We start from the raw sequence: 16,981 nt of genomic DNA, 5'->3' as shown, positions 1-16,981 counted from the left end.
TGTCGCACCACTGCTGTGACAGCGGAAGTGTGACAGTGTCGCTCAGCCCCGGTCCACTGCCTGCCCCCGTCACCACCGGGCCGGGTGGACCCCGGAGACGCGGAACCGGCCCGCGCCCTCGGCCGGTAGAGGGCGCGGGCCGGCGGCGGCTGACTTCGGGGTGGGCGCGCAGGTAGCCCCTCAGCTCGTTGAGCCCGAATCCCGGGTGGAGGGTGCGGGCCGGTCAGCGTGCGGCGGTGTCGGCCAGGGCGGGGTGGTGGCGGCGGGTGACCTCGGGGTGGGCGCGCAGGTAGCCCTTCAGCTCGTTGAGCCCGAAGTCGGCGTAGAGGGGGTTGTCCGGGTCCTGGGTGGCGCCGGGGGCGTGGTGGGCCAGCGGGAAGTCGAGGCGCTCGATGTGGGCGTCGAGGCGGGGGTTGTAGAAGAACGGGACCGAGAAGCGCTCGCGGGCGCCGGGCGGGCTGACCACACGGTGGCTGGTGGCCTTCAGGTAGCCGTCGGTGGCCACCTCCAGCAGCTCGCCGAGGTTGACCACGAAGGCGCCCGCCATGGGCGGGACTTCGAGGAAGCTGCCGTCCGCGCGCTCCACCTGGAGGCCGCCGACGGTGTCCTGGAGGAGGAGGGTGATGAAGCCGTAGTCCTTGTGCGCGCCGACGCCCTGGCCGGCGCCGTCCGGGGCGGTGCCGGGGTAACGGACCAGCTTGAGCCGCAGGTGCGGGTGGCCGGCGAAGGCCTGGTCGTAGAAGTCCGGGCGGGCGCCGATCGCGGCGAGGAGCTCGTGCAGCAGCCGGCGGGCGACCGCGTCGAGGCGGTCGATCCAGCCGAGGGCGGCGGTGCGCAGCTCCGGGAGCGCCTCGGGCCACTGGTTCGGGCCCTCCAGCCACCAGTAGGGCGGCTCCCCCCGGCCCGGTACGTGCGGGGGGAGCTCGGCGCCGATGTCGAGCTGGTCGCGCCAGTCCCGGCTGCCGCCGGTGCGCTCGTCACCGGTGCGGGTGTAGCCGCGGAAGTGCGGGGAGTTCAGGTTGCTCACGGCGAGCCGGTCGGCCTCCGGGAGCGCGAAGAAGGCCCGCGTCGCGTCGGTGAGGGCGGCCGTCTCGGCCGGGGTCACGCCGTGGCCGACGAGCTGGAAGAAGCCGACGCCGGTGGCCGCGGCCCGCAGCTCGTCGTGCAGCCGGAGCCGGTCGTCGGGACCGCCGTCGGCGAGCGACAGGTCGATCACCGGGAGGGCGTCGTCCGCGGGGGCGGAGGAGGAGCTGGAGGAGGGGCGCTGCTGCGTCATGGATGACATCCGCTGGGTCTCGTCCCGGCCGGTCCCGGTGGTCGACCGGGGGCGCCGGGGCCACGCCTGGTGCGGCGGGTGCCCCGGGTGCCGGGAGGGGGAGGCGGCCGGGTGGGGCCGCGCTTGAGGGTGGGAGGCGCGAGGTTCAGCCGGAGCGTCGACAGGACATGCTCGTGACGCGGAGCAGGTCCACGTGGCGGCGGCGAACGAGTATGAGCACGTGACCAGCGTAAATGACGGCCGTGGCGGCGGGGAGATCCCCCTCGGAGTCGGGGCGGTCGGCGGCCCCGGCAGCGTGCGCGAGGGCCGTCGCCGCGGAGCCCGTCCCTCCGCGGCGACGGCCCGGCCCGGTGCGGCTCAGCCCAGCCGGGCGGCGTACGCCTCGATGGCGTCCCGCTGGTACGCGGCCAGACCCGGGGCGATCGCCTCGTACGCCGCGCGCCACTGCTCGTTCTCCACGCAGGAGCGCCCGATCGCGCGGTACTCCTCGGCGGAGACCGGCCGGAGCGCGGCCAGCGCCCGGTACTGCCCGTCGGCCTCGGCCTGGACGGCCTCGGCGTCGGCGGGCACGCCGGCGGCCATCAGCTCGGCCAGCCGGACCATCAGCGCGGTGCGCTCGCGCTGCCCGGCCTCGATCTCGGCCTCGCTCATGGTCGCGGTGACCCGCTCGACGGTCGCGGCCAGCTCCGGCTCCGCAGCGCGGCCGGCCAGGAGTCTCGAACTCAGACATCGTCGGGCTCCGGAATCGGGCAGCCATCGTGTTCGACGCTGGACGTGTAGGCGGTCAGGTCCTCGATGAACCGCCCGTACACCCGGGCGCCACAGTTCGGACAGATACCCAGCTCGACCGGGGCCTCCGCAGGCACGCCGCCGCCAGTGCTCACCTGAGGCCTGGCTGGGCGTACGCACCCGACGTGATTGGTGATCCAGTCAACGATTCCGGTGCATCTCCGCTGGTGCAGATGTACCCGTACCGGTCGGCCGCGCCGACGTCCCTGTGGCGGCAGCTCATCCACCAGGCCGACCACGAGCTGACCTTCGCGGGCTACACCAACTACTTCCTATGGCTGGAGCAGTCGAACTTCGGCGACCTCCTACGGAATAAGACGGCGCGGGGATGCCGCGTGCGATTCGTCCTCGGCGACCCCGCCAGCCCGGTCACCCGGCAGCGCGAGCTGGCGGAGGACGTGCCGCTGACCTTGTCCACCCGAATCGAGGTGACGCTGTCCGAGCTGGCCAAGCTGAAAGACACCACCGTCGAGGCGCGGTACGAGACCGGGCACGTCTCGTTGTCCGTCTTCAGGTTCGACCAGGACATGATCGTCACACCGCTGCTGCCCGGTAGGATCGGCCACGATGCCCCGATGATGCACCTGCGGCGGGCACAGGATGACGGCGTCTTCGACCGCTTCGCCGGCCACGTCGAAGACCTGTGGGCACGCGGCCGTGACGTATGGACAATCCCGACAGCAGAGGTGACGGCCGATGCCCAGGCGTGACTACGAAGACGACCCCAACGCTCCCAAGGCCAACTCGCTGGTGCCGGCCGCGAGCGTCGTAGTCGTTGACGACGACGGCCGCGTCCTCCTCCAGCGCCGCACCGACAACGGCATGTGGGCCTTGCCCGGCGGCAAGATGAACCTGGGCGAATCCCTCGCGGACTGCGGCATCCGGGAAACGCTGGAGGAAACCGGCATCGTCGTCGAGATCACCGGCATCGTCGGCACCTACACCAACCCCGGCCACGTCTTCGCCTACGACGACGGCGAGGTCCGGCAGGAGTTCTCCATCTGCCTTCTCGGGCGCCCGGTCGGTGGCGAGATCCAGGTGTCCGACGAGTCGACCGAGGTCGCCTGGGTCACCCCGGCCGAGACGGACGAGCTGCCGATGGTGGCCAGCATCCGCAAGCGGCTCGCTGACTGGCGCTCGGGTGAGGGCCCTGTCGTTCGCTGACCGTTGCCCGTTTCCTCTTTGCACAGGTCCGTCACGGCGTGCCCACACCACCCGCACCGCCGATACGGTCCCCCTCACCACACTCACCACACGCTCTGGAACATTCATGCGCCGCGCCACCATCGCCCTGCTCACCGCCGGCCTCATCGCCACAGCCACCGCATGCTCCAGCAGCAGCGACAAATCGGAAGGCCCGAGCACGCCCACAGCCACGAATGGCGCCACCCTCGCCAAGGACACGGCAGCCGCCGCACCGGGTACCGCTACTACCACTGCGACCCCAGCAGCAGCCGCCGCCGCATTCACAGCGGTCGCCAAGGCCGTCCCCACCGCGAAACTCGGCAAGACCGTCACCGCCGAGGACGACCCCAACCACCTGCTTGGACGGCCCGGCCAATACACCTCGAAGGTGACATTCACCGACTCACTACGGGTCTCGAAGATCCTGACGCCTGCCCAGGCGAAGGAGTTCCAGGCCGCCATCGGAGGCTGACCCCTGACGTCCCGGTCAGCCTCCTACGGGTGGGGAATCAAGGTGGGCAGGTCCGGCCAATCCCGTAGTACGGAGCGGCCGCGCGTACCTCGGGCCCCGGGACCGCGCGCTACGCCCCGAACCAGTCCAGCCACTGCCCGTGCGGTGCGGCGATCGCCACCGGCTGTTCGTCCAGGGCGAGCGCGAACACCGCCAGGTCGGCCGGTGCCGGCCGGGGCAGCCGACGGAGGACCTCGGGCAGGATGACCGGCGACTCGTTGGAGATCCAGTGCCCGGGCAGCGTGCGCATCGTCGCCGCGAACTCCTCCCGCGCCTCCGGGGGCAGATAGCTGAGCACCGCGCTGTGGAACACCACCGGTGTGGCCCCCTCCGGCGCCCGGGCGACCAGCTCCCGGACCGTCTCGTTGAGGTCGCCGCGCACCAGCTCCGGCGGGTCCGCCCGGGCGATCCGGACGGCGCCGCGCAGCCGCTCCAGCCGGGCGGTCTGCTCCGGCCAGACCAGGGCCTCCAGCCAGCGGACGTCCTCCTCGTCCCGGACGTCCAGCGGGTTGAGGTCGACCCCGGCCCGCCACACCACCTCGGGCGGCCGGGCCGGGAACGGCACCGGGCCGCTGGTGGCGCACTCCAGCGTCGCCGGACCGTCGCCGGGCCCGAACTCCGGCCGTCCGTCGTACCGGTAGCGGTACCGGTCCGGGTAGAGGCAGAGCCCGGCCGAGGCGCCCACCTCGATCAGCGCGAGCGGCTGCGGCAGGGCCGCCAGCAGCGGCAGCAGGCTCGCGCAGCGCCCGGGCTCGTTGGTCTGCGTCCGGCGCCGCAGCATGGCCGCGCGGACGTCCTCCCAGCGGGCCAGCACCCAGGCACGGAAGGCCGGGTAGCCGTCGCCCACCGGGCCGCCGAGGAACCGGACCGCCCCGAAGAGCAGGTTCGGCTGCCGCTTCGGGGCCGGCAGCGCGCTGACCAGCCCCATCAACTCGACGTCCTCGGCGCACCGTTCGGAGAGCTCCTGATAGCTCGCCGAGTTCCCCCGGGCCTCGCGGGTCGCGAACCTCCGGTACAGCTCGCCCGTCTCCGGTTCCACGTTCTCTCCTCTCACCCCCGGCCGCCGCTGTTCCGTCTCTGCCAAGGGATTCCGGCGGACTCTTGTCCGCCTTCGCCGTCCGCTGTACGGGTGCCGACCCGGTCGCCGGAGATCGAGTCCACCCGAACCGACCGTAGCCCTCCCCGCCAGGAGCCGTCATGAAGCCGCCGAAGTCCAAGGTCGGCGCCCGCGTCGCGCCGACGGCGGCCGCCCGGGCCCGGATCTCCCTGGCCACGGTCGGTGTGCACACGGCATGATCGCCTCTGTTCGCGTACGACCCCGAGCCCGACCCGCTCCACCCGCTCCACCCGCTCCACCCGCTCCACCCGCACCGCCCGCACCGTTCCCGAGCCGCCCCTCCGACTGAACGAAGCGACCATGCGTCCCGAATCACCCTGGCGGATAGCCGACTTCCGCACCCTGTTCACCGCCACCGCCCTCGCCCAGCTCGGCACCAACATCGGCTACGTCGCCGTCCCCCTCATCGCCGTCTCGGCGCTCGACGCGAGCGCCGGGCAGGTCGGGGCGATCGCCACCCTGAGCACCCTCGCCTTCCTCCTCATCGGCCTGCCCGCCGGCGCGTGGGTGGACCGGATGTGCCACCGGCGCGTGCTGATCGCGGCGGACCTGGTGAAGGCCGCGCTCTACGCCTCCGTCCCGCTCGCCTGGTGGGCGGACGCGCTCACCCTCTGGCAGCTGTACGCGGTCGCGCTGCTGAGCGGGTGCGCGACCGTCTTCTTCGACATCGCCTCGCAGAGCGTGCTGCCGCAACTCGTCGGCCGCGCACACCTGGTGCAGGCGAACTCCGCCGTGGTCGGCCTGATGGCCGTCGGCAACATCGCCGGGCGCGGCGCGGGCGGCGCGCTCGTCCAGCTCCTGACCGCCCCGTTCGCCATCGGCGCGACGGCGCTGAGCCACCTCGGCTCGGCCCTGCGCCTGATCGCCCTGCGCCGAACCCCCGCGCCCCCGGCGGCCGCCCGCGCCGGGACCGGCCTCGGCGCGCAGATCGCCGAGGGGCTGCGGCACGTCCTCGGCAACTCCGAACTACGGGCCCTCGCCGTCTCCGCCGCCATCACCAATCTCGGCTTCCAGATCGTCAACACCCTGCTCCCGGTGCTGTTCGTCCGTGAACTCCATCTCCCGGCAGGCGCCCTGGGTCTGTTCTGGGCGGTGGGCGGGGCCGGCATCCTGCTCGGCTCCCGCTGCGCCCGCCCGATCGCCGCCCGCCTCGGCTACGGCCGGGCGCTCGGCCTCGTCGGCCTCTGCGTGGCGCCCGCCGGGCTGCTCGTCCCGCTGATCGGCGGCGGCGCCTGGCTCTGCGTGGCCGGGGCGGGCTGGCTGCTGCTCCTCTTCAAGACCGGAATGGACAACGTGCTCGGCGTCAGCCTGCGTCAGCGGATGACCCCGGACGCCCTGCTCGGCCGGATGAACGCGACCTTCCGCTTCCTGCTCACCGGCGCCATGGCCGTCGGAGCCGCCCTGGCGGGTCTGCTCGGCGAACTGGCCGGCCTCCATCCCGCCCTCTGGGTCGGCGGCGTCCTCCTCGCGGTGGCCTTCCTCCCGGTCTACCTCTCGCCGATCCGCACCCGCCGCCGCCTCCCCGACCCGCCGGCGGCGGTGGTCTCTCCCGCGTCACCCGCACGTGACCTCAAGCGAGCTTGAAGTTCCATCCCGTGGTCTTCGCAGGGGACCCGAGCGGACTTCCGCTCTCCGCTCTACGCGCGCCGCGCGGGTTCAGCCCTCCTGACGGGCGGCGGGTCCCACAGCGCCCGGTCCCGCAGCCGGGAACGGGCAGCCGCGCCCGGGGCCCGCGCCGTCCGGGAACGTCCCCAGCTCGCTGATTCGGTAGCCGCCGGGGTAGCCCCTGACCTGCCGGTTGTCCCGGGCCAGGCGGGGCCGGCGGCGCGGTGGCAGCAGGCGGACGAGGCGCCCGCGCAGGCGCATGCCGCCCCGGACGGCCTGCTGGAGGGCCGCCGGCGGCTTCGCGTATCCGAACGCCTCCCGCAGGGGGTCGTCCAGCAGGCAGATCGACGAGGTCCGCATGGACGGCCGCATCGGCGCCGGGTACCAGGACGCCATCAGCCCGAGCGTCGCGTCGGAGACGTCCCGCCCGCCCTGGTCGTAGCCGAAGTGGGCGCGCTCGTAGTTGTCCAGCAGCCGCTCGAACTCCTCGTACGTGCCCGGGATCCCGCTCAGCCCCATGTGGCGGCCCAGTTCCCGGTAGTAGTTGGTGGTGGCCCGCACCTCGTGCGGCGAGTACGGGCGCCAGCCGTAGTCGTCGAGCCAGCGCTTGGGCACCACGACGAAGGTGGCGAGCACGTACAGGAAGTCGTCGTTGGTGATGTCGTACCGCCTGTGCATCTGGTTCATCCGCCGGATCGCCTCCCGCCCCTGCTCCGAGGCGAAGCCGTGCTCGACGACGGCCTCCAGGATCAGCGTGGTGTCGTCGTACCGCTTCTGCGCGCGCCGGGTGAACTCACCGGTCCCGGCCAGCAGCCGGCCGATGCCGGGCACGGCGTAGGTGCGGTAGAGGGCGAAGCTGAGCGACTGGGTGGTGTCCCAGGGGAACTCGTACCAGCTGCTGATCCGGTAGATCTCGGTGAACTCGGTTTCGGGATCCATCCGCTGAATCCGCTTCAGCCAGTCGTATCGCTGCACAGGCCGACGATAGGGGCCGGTCAGGAACGGGTCAACGCGGACGGGTCGGCTCGGCCGGAACGGGTCAGCGCGAACGGGCCAACGCCGGCGGGACGGGTCCCGTCGGTGCCGTCCGGGCGTCGCTGCCGGGCCGGCGCCCGGGGGCCCGCTAACTTTTCTCCGGAAATCCTCGCCGGGGATGTCGAAATCGCGGGCCGTGCTTCTACCTGCCCGTGAGAGTGCCCCGGCGGGACGGACGAGGGGCGCGGCACCGGAGAGAACGAGGAGCAGGGCCATGAAGTACATGCTGCTGATGCAGTTCAGCGAGAAGACCGTCGACTTCCCCAAGATCGACGAGTGGAAGCCCGAGGACGTCCAGGCGCACATCCGCTTCATGCAGGACACCAACCGGAAGCTCGCCGAGGCCGGGGGAACTGGCCGACGCCCAGGGGCTGGCCATGCCGGAGACCGCGCGGATCGTGCGCTCGCACAGCGGCGGCGCGCCGGTGGTCACCGAGGGGCCGTTCCCGGAGACCAAGGAGTTCCTGGCCGGCTGGTGGATCGTGGACTGCGAGAGCGATGCGCGGGCGGTCGAGATCGCCGCGGACGTCTCCGCCGCCCCCGGCCCCGGGGGGCGGCCGCTGAACATGCCGATCGAGGTGCGCCAGGTGATGTCGGCGCCGCCCACCGAGTTGTGAGCACCGGCGACCGTACCGTCGAGGACCTGCTGCGCGAACTCGCGCCGCAGGTCCTCGGCGTGCTCACCCGCCGCTACGGCGACTTCGACACCGCCGAGGACGCCGTCCAGGAGGCCCTGCTGAACGCCGCCGTCCAGTGGCCCGGGGAGGGCCTGCCGGGCAACCCGCGCGGCTGGCTGATCCAGGTCGCCACCCGCCGGATGACCGAGCAGGTCCGCAATGAGCAGGCCCGCCGCCGCCGGGAGGACCTGGTGGCCGGGCAGGTGCCGGCCGACCGGCAGGCGGCGCCGGCGGCGGACGCCGGGGGCGAGGCCGCTCACGACGACACCCTCACCCTGCTCTTCCTCTGCTGTCACCCCGCCCTCTCGCCCGCCTCGGCGATCGCGCTCACGCTCCGCTCGGTGGGCGGGCTGACCACGGGGGAGATCGCCCGCGCCTTCATGGTGCCGGAGGCGACCATGGGGCAGCGGATCAGCCGGGCCAAGCAGCGGATCAAGGCGTCCGGCGTGCCGTTCCGGATGCCGGACGCCGACGACTGGCCGGCCCGCCTGGACGTGGTGCTGCACGTGCTCTACCTGATCTTCAACGAGGGCTACACCAGCAGCGCCGGGCCCGACCTGCGACGCGTCGAACTCTCCCGGGAGGCGATCCGGCTGGCCCGGGCCGTCCACACGCTGCTCCCGGACGACGGCGAGGTCACCGGCCTGCTGGCGCTGATGCTGCTCAGCGACGCCCGCGGCCCGGCCCGCACCGGCCCCGGCGGCGAACTCGTCCCGCTCGCCGAGCAGGACCGCGGACGCTGGGACGCCGCCGCGATCGCCGAGGGCGTCGCACTGATCACGGCCGCCCTGCCGCGCGGGCCGGTCGGCCCCTACCAGGTGCAGGCGGCGATCGCGGCCGTCCACGACGAGGCCCCGACGGCCGGGGAGACCGACTGGCCGCAGATCCTCGCCCTGTACGGGGTGCTGGAGCGAATCTCCGACAATCCGCTGATCACCCTCAACCGGGCGGTCGCAACCGCGATGGTGGACGGCCCCGCCGCCGGACTCGCCGTCCTCGCCGCCGCCCCGGCCCTGCTGGAGCACTACCGCCTGTACGCGGTCCGCGCCCACCTGTCCGAGCTGGCCGGCGACCGCGAGGCCGCCGTCGCCGACTACCGCACCGCCGCCCGGCGCACCGCCAGCCTCCCGGAACGCCACTACCTCACCCTCCGGGCGGCCCGGCTCGCGGATTCGGCCGACAGCGATCAGCACCCCGCCGGGGGTGGCGGGGTGGCAGAGTGCGCACCATGACGACGCGCGCACAGGCCCAGGGAAGCAGCACCGGATCCGCCACCGCCGACAGCGACTCCGGTGCCTTCAGCGGTGAAGTGGCCGAGTACTACGCAGAGTTCCGGCGCGGCTACCCGTCGGCGGTCCTCGACGCCCTGCAGACGGCGTTCACCCTGGACGCCGACGCCGCCATCGGCGACCTCGCCCTCGACCTCGGCTGCGGCACCGGGCAGCTCGCCCTCCCGCTCGCCACCCGCGTCCGTACGGTGATCGGCATGGACCCCGAGCCGGACATGCTCCGCCAGGCCCGGGCGGAGGCCGCCCGGCGCGGGGTCGGCAACGCGCTCTGGGTCCTCGGCTCGGACACCGACGTCCCCGCGCTCCACGGTGTACTGCCCGCGCGGCTGGGCCTGACGGTGATCGGCAACGCCGTCCACTGGATGCGGTACGAGGAGCTCTTCCGCGCCATCCGCCCGCTCACCCGCCCCGGCGGCGGCGTCGCGGTGATCGCCAACGGGACCCCGATCTGGGCCCAGGAGACGGACTGGTCCCGCGCGCTGCGCACCGCCCTGGAGGACCACTTCGGCGGTTCCCTCGCGACCTCCTGCGGCACCGCCGCCGACGACCGGGAGCGCTACGCCCGCGCCCTCACCGCCGCCGGGTTCGCCGACGTGCACGAGACCACCCTCGACTACGCGGCGGAGCTGACCTTCGAGCAGCTCCTCGGCTCCCTCTACTCCGCGATCCCGGCCCCCGACCTGCCCGCCCCGCCCGCCCGCCCGGCCTTCGCCGCCCGCCTGCGCGCCGCACTCCCGCCCGGTCCGGCCTACCCCGAGCAGGTCAGGGTCTCCCTCCTCACGGGGCGGGCGTAACGGCGCCGGGCCCGCCCGGGCCGGTGTTCGCCACCGGCCCGGGCGGGGCGTCACGCCAGGTGGCCGGCCGGTGGTGAACGGCGCGGGCCACTGGTGTCGAGGCTAGATGACGGAGATCCAGTCGCTGCAGAACCACCAGGCGGGGCCGCCGGGCTGCTCGGAGCACACCTGGTAGGCGGAGACGAGCTCGGGTGTCCACACCTGGCCGGAGCCGCCGCCGTTGCCGTCGGGGTCCTTGACGAAGTCAACGACGCCGTTGATCATCCGGTAGTTCGTCCGGAAGCCGGCGTCGTCAGAACGCTGGTCATAGGCGAACACCCTCCTGTTGCCGTCGCCGACACCACCGTGACCACAGTTCTCGGTGCGGAAGACGCCGCACCGGTTGATGTGGGTGTTGCCGTCCCAGGCGCTGGCCGCCGGAGCCAGGCCCACCCCCGCCCCCACGACCACCGCGAGCCCCCCGATGACAGTGGTGAGCCGTCGGCTCGTCTTGATCTTCATTCTCCCGCCCCTCTTTCGGTGCCAACGAAACCGCGCGACACCCGGCGGCTTCGTTCCTGGAGAGAAGCCTGTGCTCGGGATGGAGACGGCGTCTTGTAGAAGTGCGCATGGCGCAGGTCGGCGGCAGAGCGCGGGCACATGCTGCGGGCGGCCGGCGCGGGACCGTGGACGGCGGCTCGGGAACCTTCCTCGACCAAGCCGCAGGCGGAGGGGAACGCCTTCTTCGATGAGGGACAACGGTGGGTGACCGGGCGGGTGGACGAATCGGACTTGAATCTTTACGAACGAATGTTCGATCCTGAGGTGTGCCCGTTTTCGAATCTGCTTTCGAATCCATCGCCGAGCGGGAGCCGCTCCGGCCGGTGGTGTCGACGGCTGCGTCGCGTGGGGGCGGGGTGGTCGCCGGGGACCGGGGGCTGTTGCCGGTGCCGCCCGCGCTGGGGGCGGTGCTGCCGGAGGGCGGGCTGCGGCGGGGGACGGCGGTGTCGGTCGGGGGCGGGGACGCTGGGTTGCTGCTGGCGCTGGCGGCCGGGGTGGGGGAGGCGGAGGGTGGCTGGGTCGCCGCGGTCGGGCTGCCGGATCTCGGGCTGGCCGCGGCCGCCGGGTACGGGCTGGATCTGCGGCGGCTGCTGGTGGCGGACGACCCCGGGCCGCACTGGGCCGAGGTGGTGTCGGTCCTGGCCGGTGCGGTCGAGCTGGTCATGCTGCGCCCGGACGGGCCGGTGGCGCCCAGCGCGGCCGCCCGGCTGGCGGCCGTGCTGCGGCACAGCGGGTGCGTCCTGCTGGTGGCCGGGCCGTGGCCGGGCGCGGTGCTGCGGGTGGGGGTGCGGTCCGGGCGGTGGTTCGGGCTGGGGGACGGGCACGGGCAGCTCACCGGGCGGCAGGTGGAGGTGGTGGCCGAGGGGCGTGGCTCGGCGGTGCGCGGCCGTGCCGCCAGGCTCTGGCTGCCGGACGAGCGCGGAGAGGCGCGGGCGGTGACCGGGACGTCTGGGCTGGATGGGCTGGATGGGCCGGACGAGATGCACGAGGTGCACGGGATGGGGGAGGACGTGACGCCGGGGGCCGGGGTCGGCCTCGAACGCATGGCGGTGGTGTGAGATGGCGGACGGCGCGATGACCGGGACGGTCGGTACGCCCGGCACGCCGAGGGTGCTGGTGGTCTGGTGTCCGGACTGGCCGGTCGCGGCCGTCGAGGGCGCGGGGACCGACGGGCGCCCGGTGGCGGTGACCGCCGGCGGGCGGATCCTGGCCTGCTCGGAGGTGGCCCGGGCGGCCGGGGTGCGGCAGGGGCAGCGGCTCAAACTGGCCCAGCGGCTCTGCCCGGCGCTGGAACTGCGGGACCGCGACCCGGAGGCGGAGACCCGGCGCTTCGAGCCGGTGGCCGCGGCGGTGGAGGCGTTCACGCCCCGGGTGGAGGTGCTGCGTCCGGGTCTGTGCGCGATCCCGGTGAAGGGGCCGGGCCGGTACTTCGGCGGTGAGGAGGCGCTGGCGTCGAAGGTCCGTACGGCGGTGGCGGCCGCGCTGGCGGGGGAGTGGGCGACGGGCTCCGCGCACCCCGGGCACCCCGCCGACGGCGCGCACCCCGCCGACGCGGATCCGGCCGGGCTGGACCACCCCTCCGGTCCGCGTGCCGAGGCTCCGCACGCCCAGGTCGGCGTCGCCGACGGCCTGTTCGCCGCCGTGCTGGCGGCCCGGGCCGGGGTGCTGGTGCCGGCCGGGCGGACGGCGGAGTTCCTCGCGCCCTACCCGGTGGCCGCGCTCGGTGACGAGGTGTCGGCGGAACTGCTGGACCGGCTGGGCCTGCCCACCGTCGGGGCGTTCGCCGCGCTGCCCGCCGAGGCGGTCGCGGACCGTTTCGGCCCGGCCGGTACGGCCGCCCACCGGCTGGCCCGGGGGCTGCAGCCGCGTCCGCCGGTGCCACGCGAGGAGGGGCCGGACCTCTCCGTCGAGCAGCGCTTCGACCCGCCCGAACCGCTGGCCGAACCGCTGGTGTTCGTCGCCCGCCCCCTCGCCGAGCGGCTGCACGAACGGCTCACCGGGGCGGGGCTGACCTGCGGGCGGGTTGCCGTCGAGGTGGTGTGCGCCGACGGGCGGACGGCCTCGCGGCTCTGGCGGCACGAGGGCCGGCTGTCGGCGACGGCGCTCGCCGAGCGCGTTCGCTGGCAGCTCCAGGCCTGGCAGAGCACGGGCGCGTTCGACGCGCCCGGCGAAGGGCGAGACGGAGCGCCCGAGGGAGCACACGACGCGGGCTTCACCGCCCTGCGCCTCGTCCCCGACGGGCTGGCCCCCGACCAGGGGTGGCAACTGGCGCTCTGGGGGCAGGCGGTCGTGGACGACCGGGTGGAGCGCGCGGTGGCCCGGGTCCAGGCGGTGCTCGGGCATGCCGGGCTGCGCCGGATCGAACCGGCCGGCGGGCGGGGGCCGGGCGAGCAGGCGGTCCGGGTGCCGTGGGGTGAACCCCACGAGCCGGGGGCACCGGTCGATGCCCCCTGGCCGGGGCGGCTGCGGGACGTGTGGCCGGCCGTGGTGCACCGGGCCCCGGTGCCGGTCGCGGTGGTGGACGCCGACGGCCGGCCGGTGACGGTGGACGGCCGGGCAGGGGTGTCGGCCCGGCCGTCCACCGTCGTGGTGCGGGGGCGGGAGCTGCTGGTGGACGGCTGGACCGGGCCCTGGCCGGCCGTCGAGTACTGGTGGGACCAGTCGCTCGCCCGCCGCCGGGCGCGTTTCCAGGTCGCGTCCGCAGACGGCCGTGCCCTGCTGCTGACGGTGGAGGGTGGCGAGTGGTTCATGGAGGCCGGCTACGACTGACGTCCGGCGGCCGGTCGACAGGAGGCAAACCCAGGGGGGCGAACAGCAGGAACGAAGGCACTTCCGATGGGATTCACCAGCCACCCCACGCTCCCCTGGAGCGAGCTGCACCGACGCCTGGCCGGTGGCCGGCCGGGCCCGGCGGGTGGCGAGGTCGTCCCCCTCCGCCGACCGCCCGCCGACCCGGTCCACCCCGTCGACCCCACCGATCCCACCGGAGAGCCCCCCGTCCCCTGGGCCGAGCTGCACGTCCACTCCGCCTTCAGCTTCCTCGGCGGCGCCAGCGACCCCGAGGCGCTGGTCGCCGAGGCGGCCCGGCTGGGGATCGAGGTGCTGGCCCTGACCGACCACGACGGCCTCTACGGCGCGGTCCGGTTCGCCGAGGCGGCCCGCGAGGCCGGCGTCGGCACGGTGTTCGGCGCTGAGTTGACGATCCGTCACAAAGCTGCCCAGGCCGAGCACCTCCTCGTCCTGGCCCGCGATCCGGCCGGCTACCGCCGCCTCTCCGCGGCGATCGGTGCCGCGCAGCTGGCGGGCGGAGCCAAGGGCCGTCCGGCGTACGACTTCGCGGCGCTGGCGGACGCGCACGACGGGCACTGGGCGGTGCTCACCGGCTGCCGCCTCGGCCGGGTCCCCGCCGCCCTGGCGGCCCCCGGCCCCTCCGGACGGTCCCCCGTCGCCGCCGCCGAGCTTCAACTGCACACCCTCGTCGAGGCGTTCGGCCGCGGCAACGTGTACGTCGAGCTGATCGACCAGTGGCTGCCCGGCGACGACCTGCGCAACGACGCCCTCGCAGCCCTGGCTGCCGGGCTCGGCCTCCCGGTCGTCGCCTCCACCAACGCCCACCACGCGGGCCCGGCCCAGGGGCGGCTGGCGCAGAGCCTCGCCGCGCTGCACGGGCGCCGCACGCTCCAGGACGCGGCGGGCTGGACGCAGGCGGCCGGCACCGCGCATCTGCGTTCGGGGCGGGAGATGGCCGCCCGGCTGGCCCGCTTCCCTGGGGTGCGGCAGGCCACCGTCGAACTGGCCCGGTCCTGCGCCTTCGACTTCACCAGGCTCGACCCCGAGCTGCCCGGCTTCCCCGTCCCGCCCGGCCACACCGAGATCAGCCATCTGCGGACGCTGGTCGCCGAGGGCGGTCCGGCCCGGTTCGGGCCGGGGAACGGGCCGGCCCGGCGGCAGCTCGCCAAGGAGCTGGACGTCATCGAGGACCTGGACCTGGCCGGGTACTTCCTGATCGTCCACGACATCGTGGACTTCTGCCGCCGCGAGTCCATCTGGTGCCAGGGCCGGGGTTCGGCGGCCAACTCGGCGGTCTGCTACGCCCTGGGGATCACCGCCGTCGACCCGGTGCACTACAAGCTGCTCTTCGAGCGCTTTCTGAGCACCGCCCGGGACGGACCGCCCGACATCGACCTGGACATCGAGAACCGCCGCCGTGAGGAGGTCATCCAGTACGTCTACCGCCGCTACGGGCGCGAGCACGCCGCCCAGGTGGCCAATGTGATCACCTACCGGCCCCGGCTGGCGCTGCGCGACGCCGCCCGGGTGCTCGGCTATCCGCAGGGGCAGGTGGACGCGTTCAGCCGGCAGAGCGACTTCCGCTCCCCACCCGGCGCGGACGCCGTCATCCCGGCCGACGTTCTGGGGCTGGCCGGGCAACTCCACGGGTTGCCGCGCCATTTGGGAATCCACTCGGGCGGCATGGTGCTCACCAGGGAGCCGATCGGCGAGATCTGTCCGACCGAGTGGGCCCGGATGCCGGGGCGGTCGGTGCTGCAGTGGGACAAGGACTCCACGGCCGGTGCCGGGCTGGTGAAGATCGACCTGCTGGGCCTCGGCATGCTCGCCGCGCTGCACGACACCTGCGACCTGGTCGCCGAACACCACGGCCTGCGCTACGACCTGGCGACCATCCCGGACGACGACGCGGGCGTGTACGCGATGCTGCGGCGGGCGGACACCGTCGGCGTCTTCCAGGTGGAGTCGCGCGCCCAGATGGCGACCCTGCCCCGGCTGAAGCCGGACCACTTCTACGACCTGGTGGTCGAGGTCGCGCTGATCCGCCCGGGCCCGATCCAGGGCGGCTCCGTCCACCCGTACCTGCGGCGCCGGGCCGGGACCGAACCGGCCGGCTGCCCGCACCCGCTGATGGAGAACGCGCTGGGCAAGACCCTCGGGGTGCCGCTGTTCCAGGAGCAGATGATGCAACTGGCCATCGACTGCGCCGGGTTCACCCCCGCGGAGGCGGACCGGCTGCGCCAGGCGATGGGGTCCAGGCGCTCGCACGAGCGCGTCGCCCGCCTGCGGGAGCGGCTGCTGAACGGTATGGCCGAGCGCGGCATCCCGGAGGAGGTCGCCGAGGACGTCTACACCAAGATCGAGGCCTTCTCCAACTACGGCTTCCCGGAGAGTCACGCGATCAGCTTCGCCTACCTGGTGTACGCGAGCGCCTGGCTCAAGTACCACTACCCGGCGGCCTTCACCTGCGCGCTGCTGGCCAACCAGCCGATGGGCTTCTACGCGCCGCTCAGCCTGATCTCGGACGCCCGGCGGCACGGCGTCCGGGTGCGCGGGGTGGACGTCAACGCCAGCGGGCCGCGGCCGACCCTGGAGCCGTACCGGGGGCCGACTCCGAAGCCGCCGCTCACCGCGGGCAAGCCGCAGCCGGCCATCCGGCTGGGCCTGGAGACCGTCCGGGGTATCGGCGCTCCGCAGGCCGAGGTGATCGCGGCCGGGCAGCCGTACGCGGACCTGGAGGACTTCGCCCGTCGGACGGGTCTGGCCGCGCCGGTGCTGGAGGCCCTCGCCACGGCGGGGGCGTTCGGCTGCTTCGGGTTGAGCAGGCGGCAGGCGCTCTGGGCGGCGGGGGCGTTCGCCGGGGTCACGGCGGCGCTGATCCCGGGCACCACGCCCGGCACCGAGGCGCCGCCGCTGCCGGAGATGACCCCGGTGGAGGAGACTATCGCCGACCTCTGGGCCACCGGCACCTCCGCCACCAGCCATCCCGTTCAGCATCTCCGCGCCCACCTGGAGCGCGGCGGCGCGCTCTGTGCGGCCGAACTGCCGGACGTGCCGCCAGGCACCGCCGTGGTGGTCGGCGGCCTGGTGACCCACCGGCAGCGGCCGCCGACGGCGGGCGGGGTGCTGTTCCTCAGCCTGGAGGACGAGACCGGGCTGATCAATGTGATCTGCAGCCGGCCGGTCTGGGAGCCTCAGCGCCGTACCGCCCTCGACCGCGCCGGGCTGCTCGTCCACGGCCGCATCGAACGCGATCGCGGTGCCACCAACCTGGTCGCCACCCGGCTCGCCCCTCTCCGCATCGGGCCGTGAGGCGGTGGCAGGGGTGGTACCGAGGGTGGACGGGGATCCGGCAGGGGTGCCGAACGTCCGT

The 16,981-nt window shown here is 74.1% G+C and carries 14 protein-coding genes and 1 pseudogene; 10 read left to right on the top strand and 5 right to left on the bottom strand.

What is annotated here, in order from left to right:
* Nucleotides 1–223: 223 nt before the first annotated feature.
* Both ACIP82_RS25045 and ACIP82_RS25040 read right to left on the bottom strand, forming a co-directional pair.
* On the bottom strand, nt 224–1,276 hold the full coding sequence (locus ACIP82_RS25045) for an isopenicillin N synthase family dioxygenase (RefSeq protein WP_400656420.1): 1,053 nt from the start codon (nt 1,274–1,276) through the stop codon (nt 224–226).
* Nucleotides 1,277–1,633: 357 nt separating this feature from the next.
* Nucleotides 1,634–1,942: pseudogene (locus tag ACIP82_RS25040) on the bottom strand (TipAS antibiotic-recognition domain-containing protein); the annotation flags it as partial.
* A gap of 248 nt (nt 1,943–2,190) precedes the next feature.
* Between ACIP82_RS25040 and ACIP82_RS25035 the strand changes: the two are divergent.
* The 3 genes from ACIP82_RS25035 to ACIP82_RS25025 all read left to right on the top strand — a co-directional run bounded on the left by ACIP82_RS25035 (nt 2,191) and on the right by ACIP82_RS25025 (nt 3,722).
* A complete protein-coding gene (locus ACIP82_RS25035) occupies nt 2,191–2,775 on the top strand; it encodes an XRE family transcriptional regulator (RefSeq protein WP_400656417.1) in 585 nt (194 codons plus the stop codon).
* A complete protein-coding gene (locus ACIP82_RS25030) occupies nt 2,762–3,229 on the top strand; it encodes an NUDIX domain-containing protein (RefSeq protein ID WP_363613871.1) in 468 nt (155 codons plus the stop codon). The genes ACIP82_RS25035 and ACIP82_RS25030 overlap by 14 nt, the downstream gene beginning before the upstream one ends.
* Before the next feature lie 106 nt (nt 3,230–3,335).
* Nucleotides 3,336–3,722 (top strand): hypothetical protein, encoded by a 387-nt coding sequence (locus tag ACIP82_RS25025; RefSeq protein WP_400656415.1) that lies wholly within the window; start codon nt 3,336–3,338, stop codon nt 3,720–3,722.
* A 109-nt stretch (nt 3,723–3,831) separates the two neighbouring features.
* Here the strand turns inward: ACIP82_RS25025 and ACIP82_RS25020 are convergent, their stop codons facing one another.
* Nucleotides 3,832–4,800, bottom strand: a complete 969-nt coding sequence (locus tag ACIP82_RS25020) for a DUF2332 domain-containing protein (RefSeq protein ID WP_363613875.1) — start codon at nt 4,798–4,800, stop codon at nt 3,832–3,834.
* Nucleotides 4,801–5,178: 378 nt separating this feature from the next.
* Between ACIP82_RS25020 and ACIP82_RS25015 the strand changes: the two genes are divergently transcribed.
* Nucleotides 5,179–6,462, top strand: coding sequence for an MFS transporter (locus ACIP82_RS25015; RefSeq protein ID WP_400656411.1), 1,284 nt, complete (start codon nt 5,179–5,181; stop codon nt 6,460–6,462).
* 72 nt (nt 6,463–6,534) lie between these two features.
* On the opposite strand, the gene ACIP82_RS25010 is transcribed toward ACIP82_RS25015, so the two are convergent.
* Nucleotides 6,535–7,422 carry an oxygenase MpaB family protein gene (locus tag ACIP82_RS25010; RefSeq protein ID WP_400656408.1) on the bottom strand — a complete coding sequence of 296 codons (888 nt, stop codon included), beginning with the start codon at nt 7,420–7,422 and terminating at the stop codon, nt 6,535–6,537.
* Nucleotides 7,423–7,895: 473 nt separating this feature from the next.
* Here ACIP82_RS25010 and ACIP82_RS25005 point away from each other — a divergent pair, with 473 nt between their 5' ends.
* Genes ACIP82_RS25005 through ACIP82_RS24995 form a run of 3 tightly spaced genes read left to right on the top strand, consistent with a single transcriptional unit; the run spans nt 7,896 to nt 10,278 of the window.
* Nucleotides 7,896–8,135 carry a YciI family protein gene (locus tag ACIP82_RS25005; protein ID WP_400656406.1) on the top strand — a complete coding sequence of 80 codons (240 nt, stop codon included), beginning with the start codon at nt 7,896–7,898 and terminating at the stop codon, nt 8,133–8,135.
* Nucleotides 8,132–9,427 (top strand): RNA polymerase sigma factor, encoded by a 1,296-nt coding sequence (locus ACIP82_RS25000; RefSeq protein WP_400656404.1) that lies wholly within the window; start codon nt 8,132–8,134, stop codon nt 9,425–9,427. Before ACIP82_RS25005 ends, ACIP82_RS25000 begins: the two co-directional genes overlap by 4 nt.
* On the top strand, nt 9,424–10,278 hold the full coding sequence (locus tag ACIP82_RS24995) for a class I SAM-dependent methyltransferase (RefSeq protein WP_400656402.1): 855 nt from the start codon (nt 9,424–9,426) through the stop codon (nt 10,276–10,278). The genes ACIP82_RS25000 and ACIP82_RS24995 overlap by 4 nt, the downstream gene beginning before the upstream one ends.
* A gap of 102 nt (nt 10,279–10,380) precedes the next feature.
* On the opposite strand, the gene ACIP82_RS24990 is transcribed toward ACIP82_RS24995, so the two are convergent.
* A complete protein-coding gene (locus tag ACIP82_RS24990; RefSeq protein ID WP_363613886.1) occupies nt 10,381–10,779 on the bottom strand; it encodes a hypothetical protein in 399 nt (132 codons plus the stop codon).
* A 305-nt stretch (nt 10,780–11,084) separates the two neighbouring features.
* Between ACIP82_RS24990 and ACIP82_RS24985 the strand changes: the two genes are divergently transcribed.
* The 3 genes from ACIP82_RS24985 to ACIP82_RS24975 all read left to right on the top strand — a co-directional run bounded on the left by ACIP82_RS24985 (nt 11,085) and on the right by ACIP82_RS24975 (nt 16,920).
* The gene (locus ACIP82_RS24985; RefSeq protein ID WP_400656400.1) at nt 11,085–11,876 is read left to right on the top strand and encodes a hypothetical protein; all 792 of its coding nucleotides are present in this window, start codon (nt 11,085–11,087) and stop codon (nt 11,874–11,876) included.
* Between the two features lies 1 nt (nt 11,877).
* On the top strand, nt 11,878–13,587 hold the full coding sequence (locus ACIP82_RS24980) for a DNA polymerase Y family protein (RefSeq protein WP_400656397.1): 1,710 nt from the start codon (nt 11,878–11,880) through the stop codon (nt 13,585–13,587).
* A gap of 66 nt (nt 13,588–13,653) precedes the next feature.
* Nucleotides 13,654–16,920 (top strand): error-prone DNA polymerase, encoded by a 3,267-nt coding sequence (locus ACIP82_RS24975; protein ID WP_400656395.1) that lies wholly within the window; start codon nt 13,654–13,656, stop codon nt 16,918–16,920.
* Nucleotides 16,921–16,981 lie beyond the last annotated feature (61 nt).

It is taken from the genome of Kitasatospora sp. NPDC088548, from assembly GCF_044753005.1.
Taxonomy (GTDB): domain Bacteria; phylum Actinomycetota; class Actinomycetes; order Streptomycetales; family Streptomycetaceae; genus Kitasatospora.
The sequence above is the reverse complement of the archived record's forward strand: the minus strand, read 5'-3'. Positions and strand labels throughout refer to the sequence as shown.

Excerpts from the sequence above, each read along its gene's own strand:
- ACIP82_RS25045 (WP_400656420.1), bottom strand. The coding sequence starts at position 1,276 with ATGACGCAGCAGCGCCCCTCCTCCAGCTCCTCCTCCGCCCCCGCGGAC.
- ACIP82_RS25030 (WP_363613871.1), top strand. The coding sequence starts at position 2,762 with ATGCCCAGGCGTGACTACGAAGACGACCCCAACGCTCCCAAGGCCAAC.
- ACIP82_RS25025 (WP_400656415.1), top strand. The coding sequence starts at position 3,336 with ATGCGCCGCGCCACCATCGCCCTGCTCACCGCCGGCCTCATCGCCACA.
- ACIP82_RS25015 (WP_400656411.1), top strand. The coding sequence starts at position 5,179 with ATGCGTCCCGAATCACCCTGGCGGATAGCCGACTTCCGCACCCTGTTC.
- ACIP82_RS25010 (WP_400656408.1), bottom strand. The coding sequence starts at position 7,422 with ATGGATCCCGAAACCGAGTTCACCGAGATCTACCGGATCAGCAGCTGG.
- ACIP82_RS25005 (WP_400656406.1), top strand. The coding sequence starts at position 7,896 with ATGCCGGAGACCGCGCGGATCGTGCGCTCGCACAGCGGCGGCGCGCCG.
- ACIP82_RS24995 (WP_400656402.1), top strand. The coding sequence starts at position 9,424 with ATGACGACGCGCGCACAGGCCCAGGGAAGCAGCACCGGATCCGCCACC.
- ACIP82_RS24990 (WP_363613886.1), bottom strand. The coding sequence starts at position 10,779 with ATGAAGATCAAGACGAGCCGACGGCTCACCACTGTCATCGGGGGGCTC.
- ACIP82_RS24980 (WP_400656397.1), top strand. The coding sequence starts at position 11,878 with ATGGCGGACGGCGCGATGACCGGGACGGTCGGTACGCCCGGCACGCCG.
- ACIP82_RS24975 (WP_400656395.1), top strand. The coding sequence starts at position 13,654 with ATGGGATTCACCAGCCACCCCACGCTCCCCTGGAGCGAGCTGCACCGA.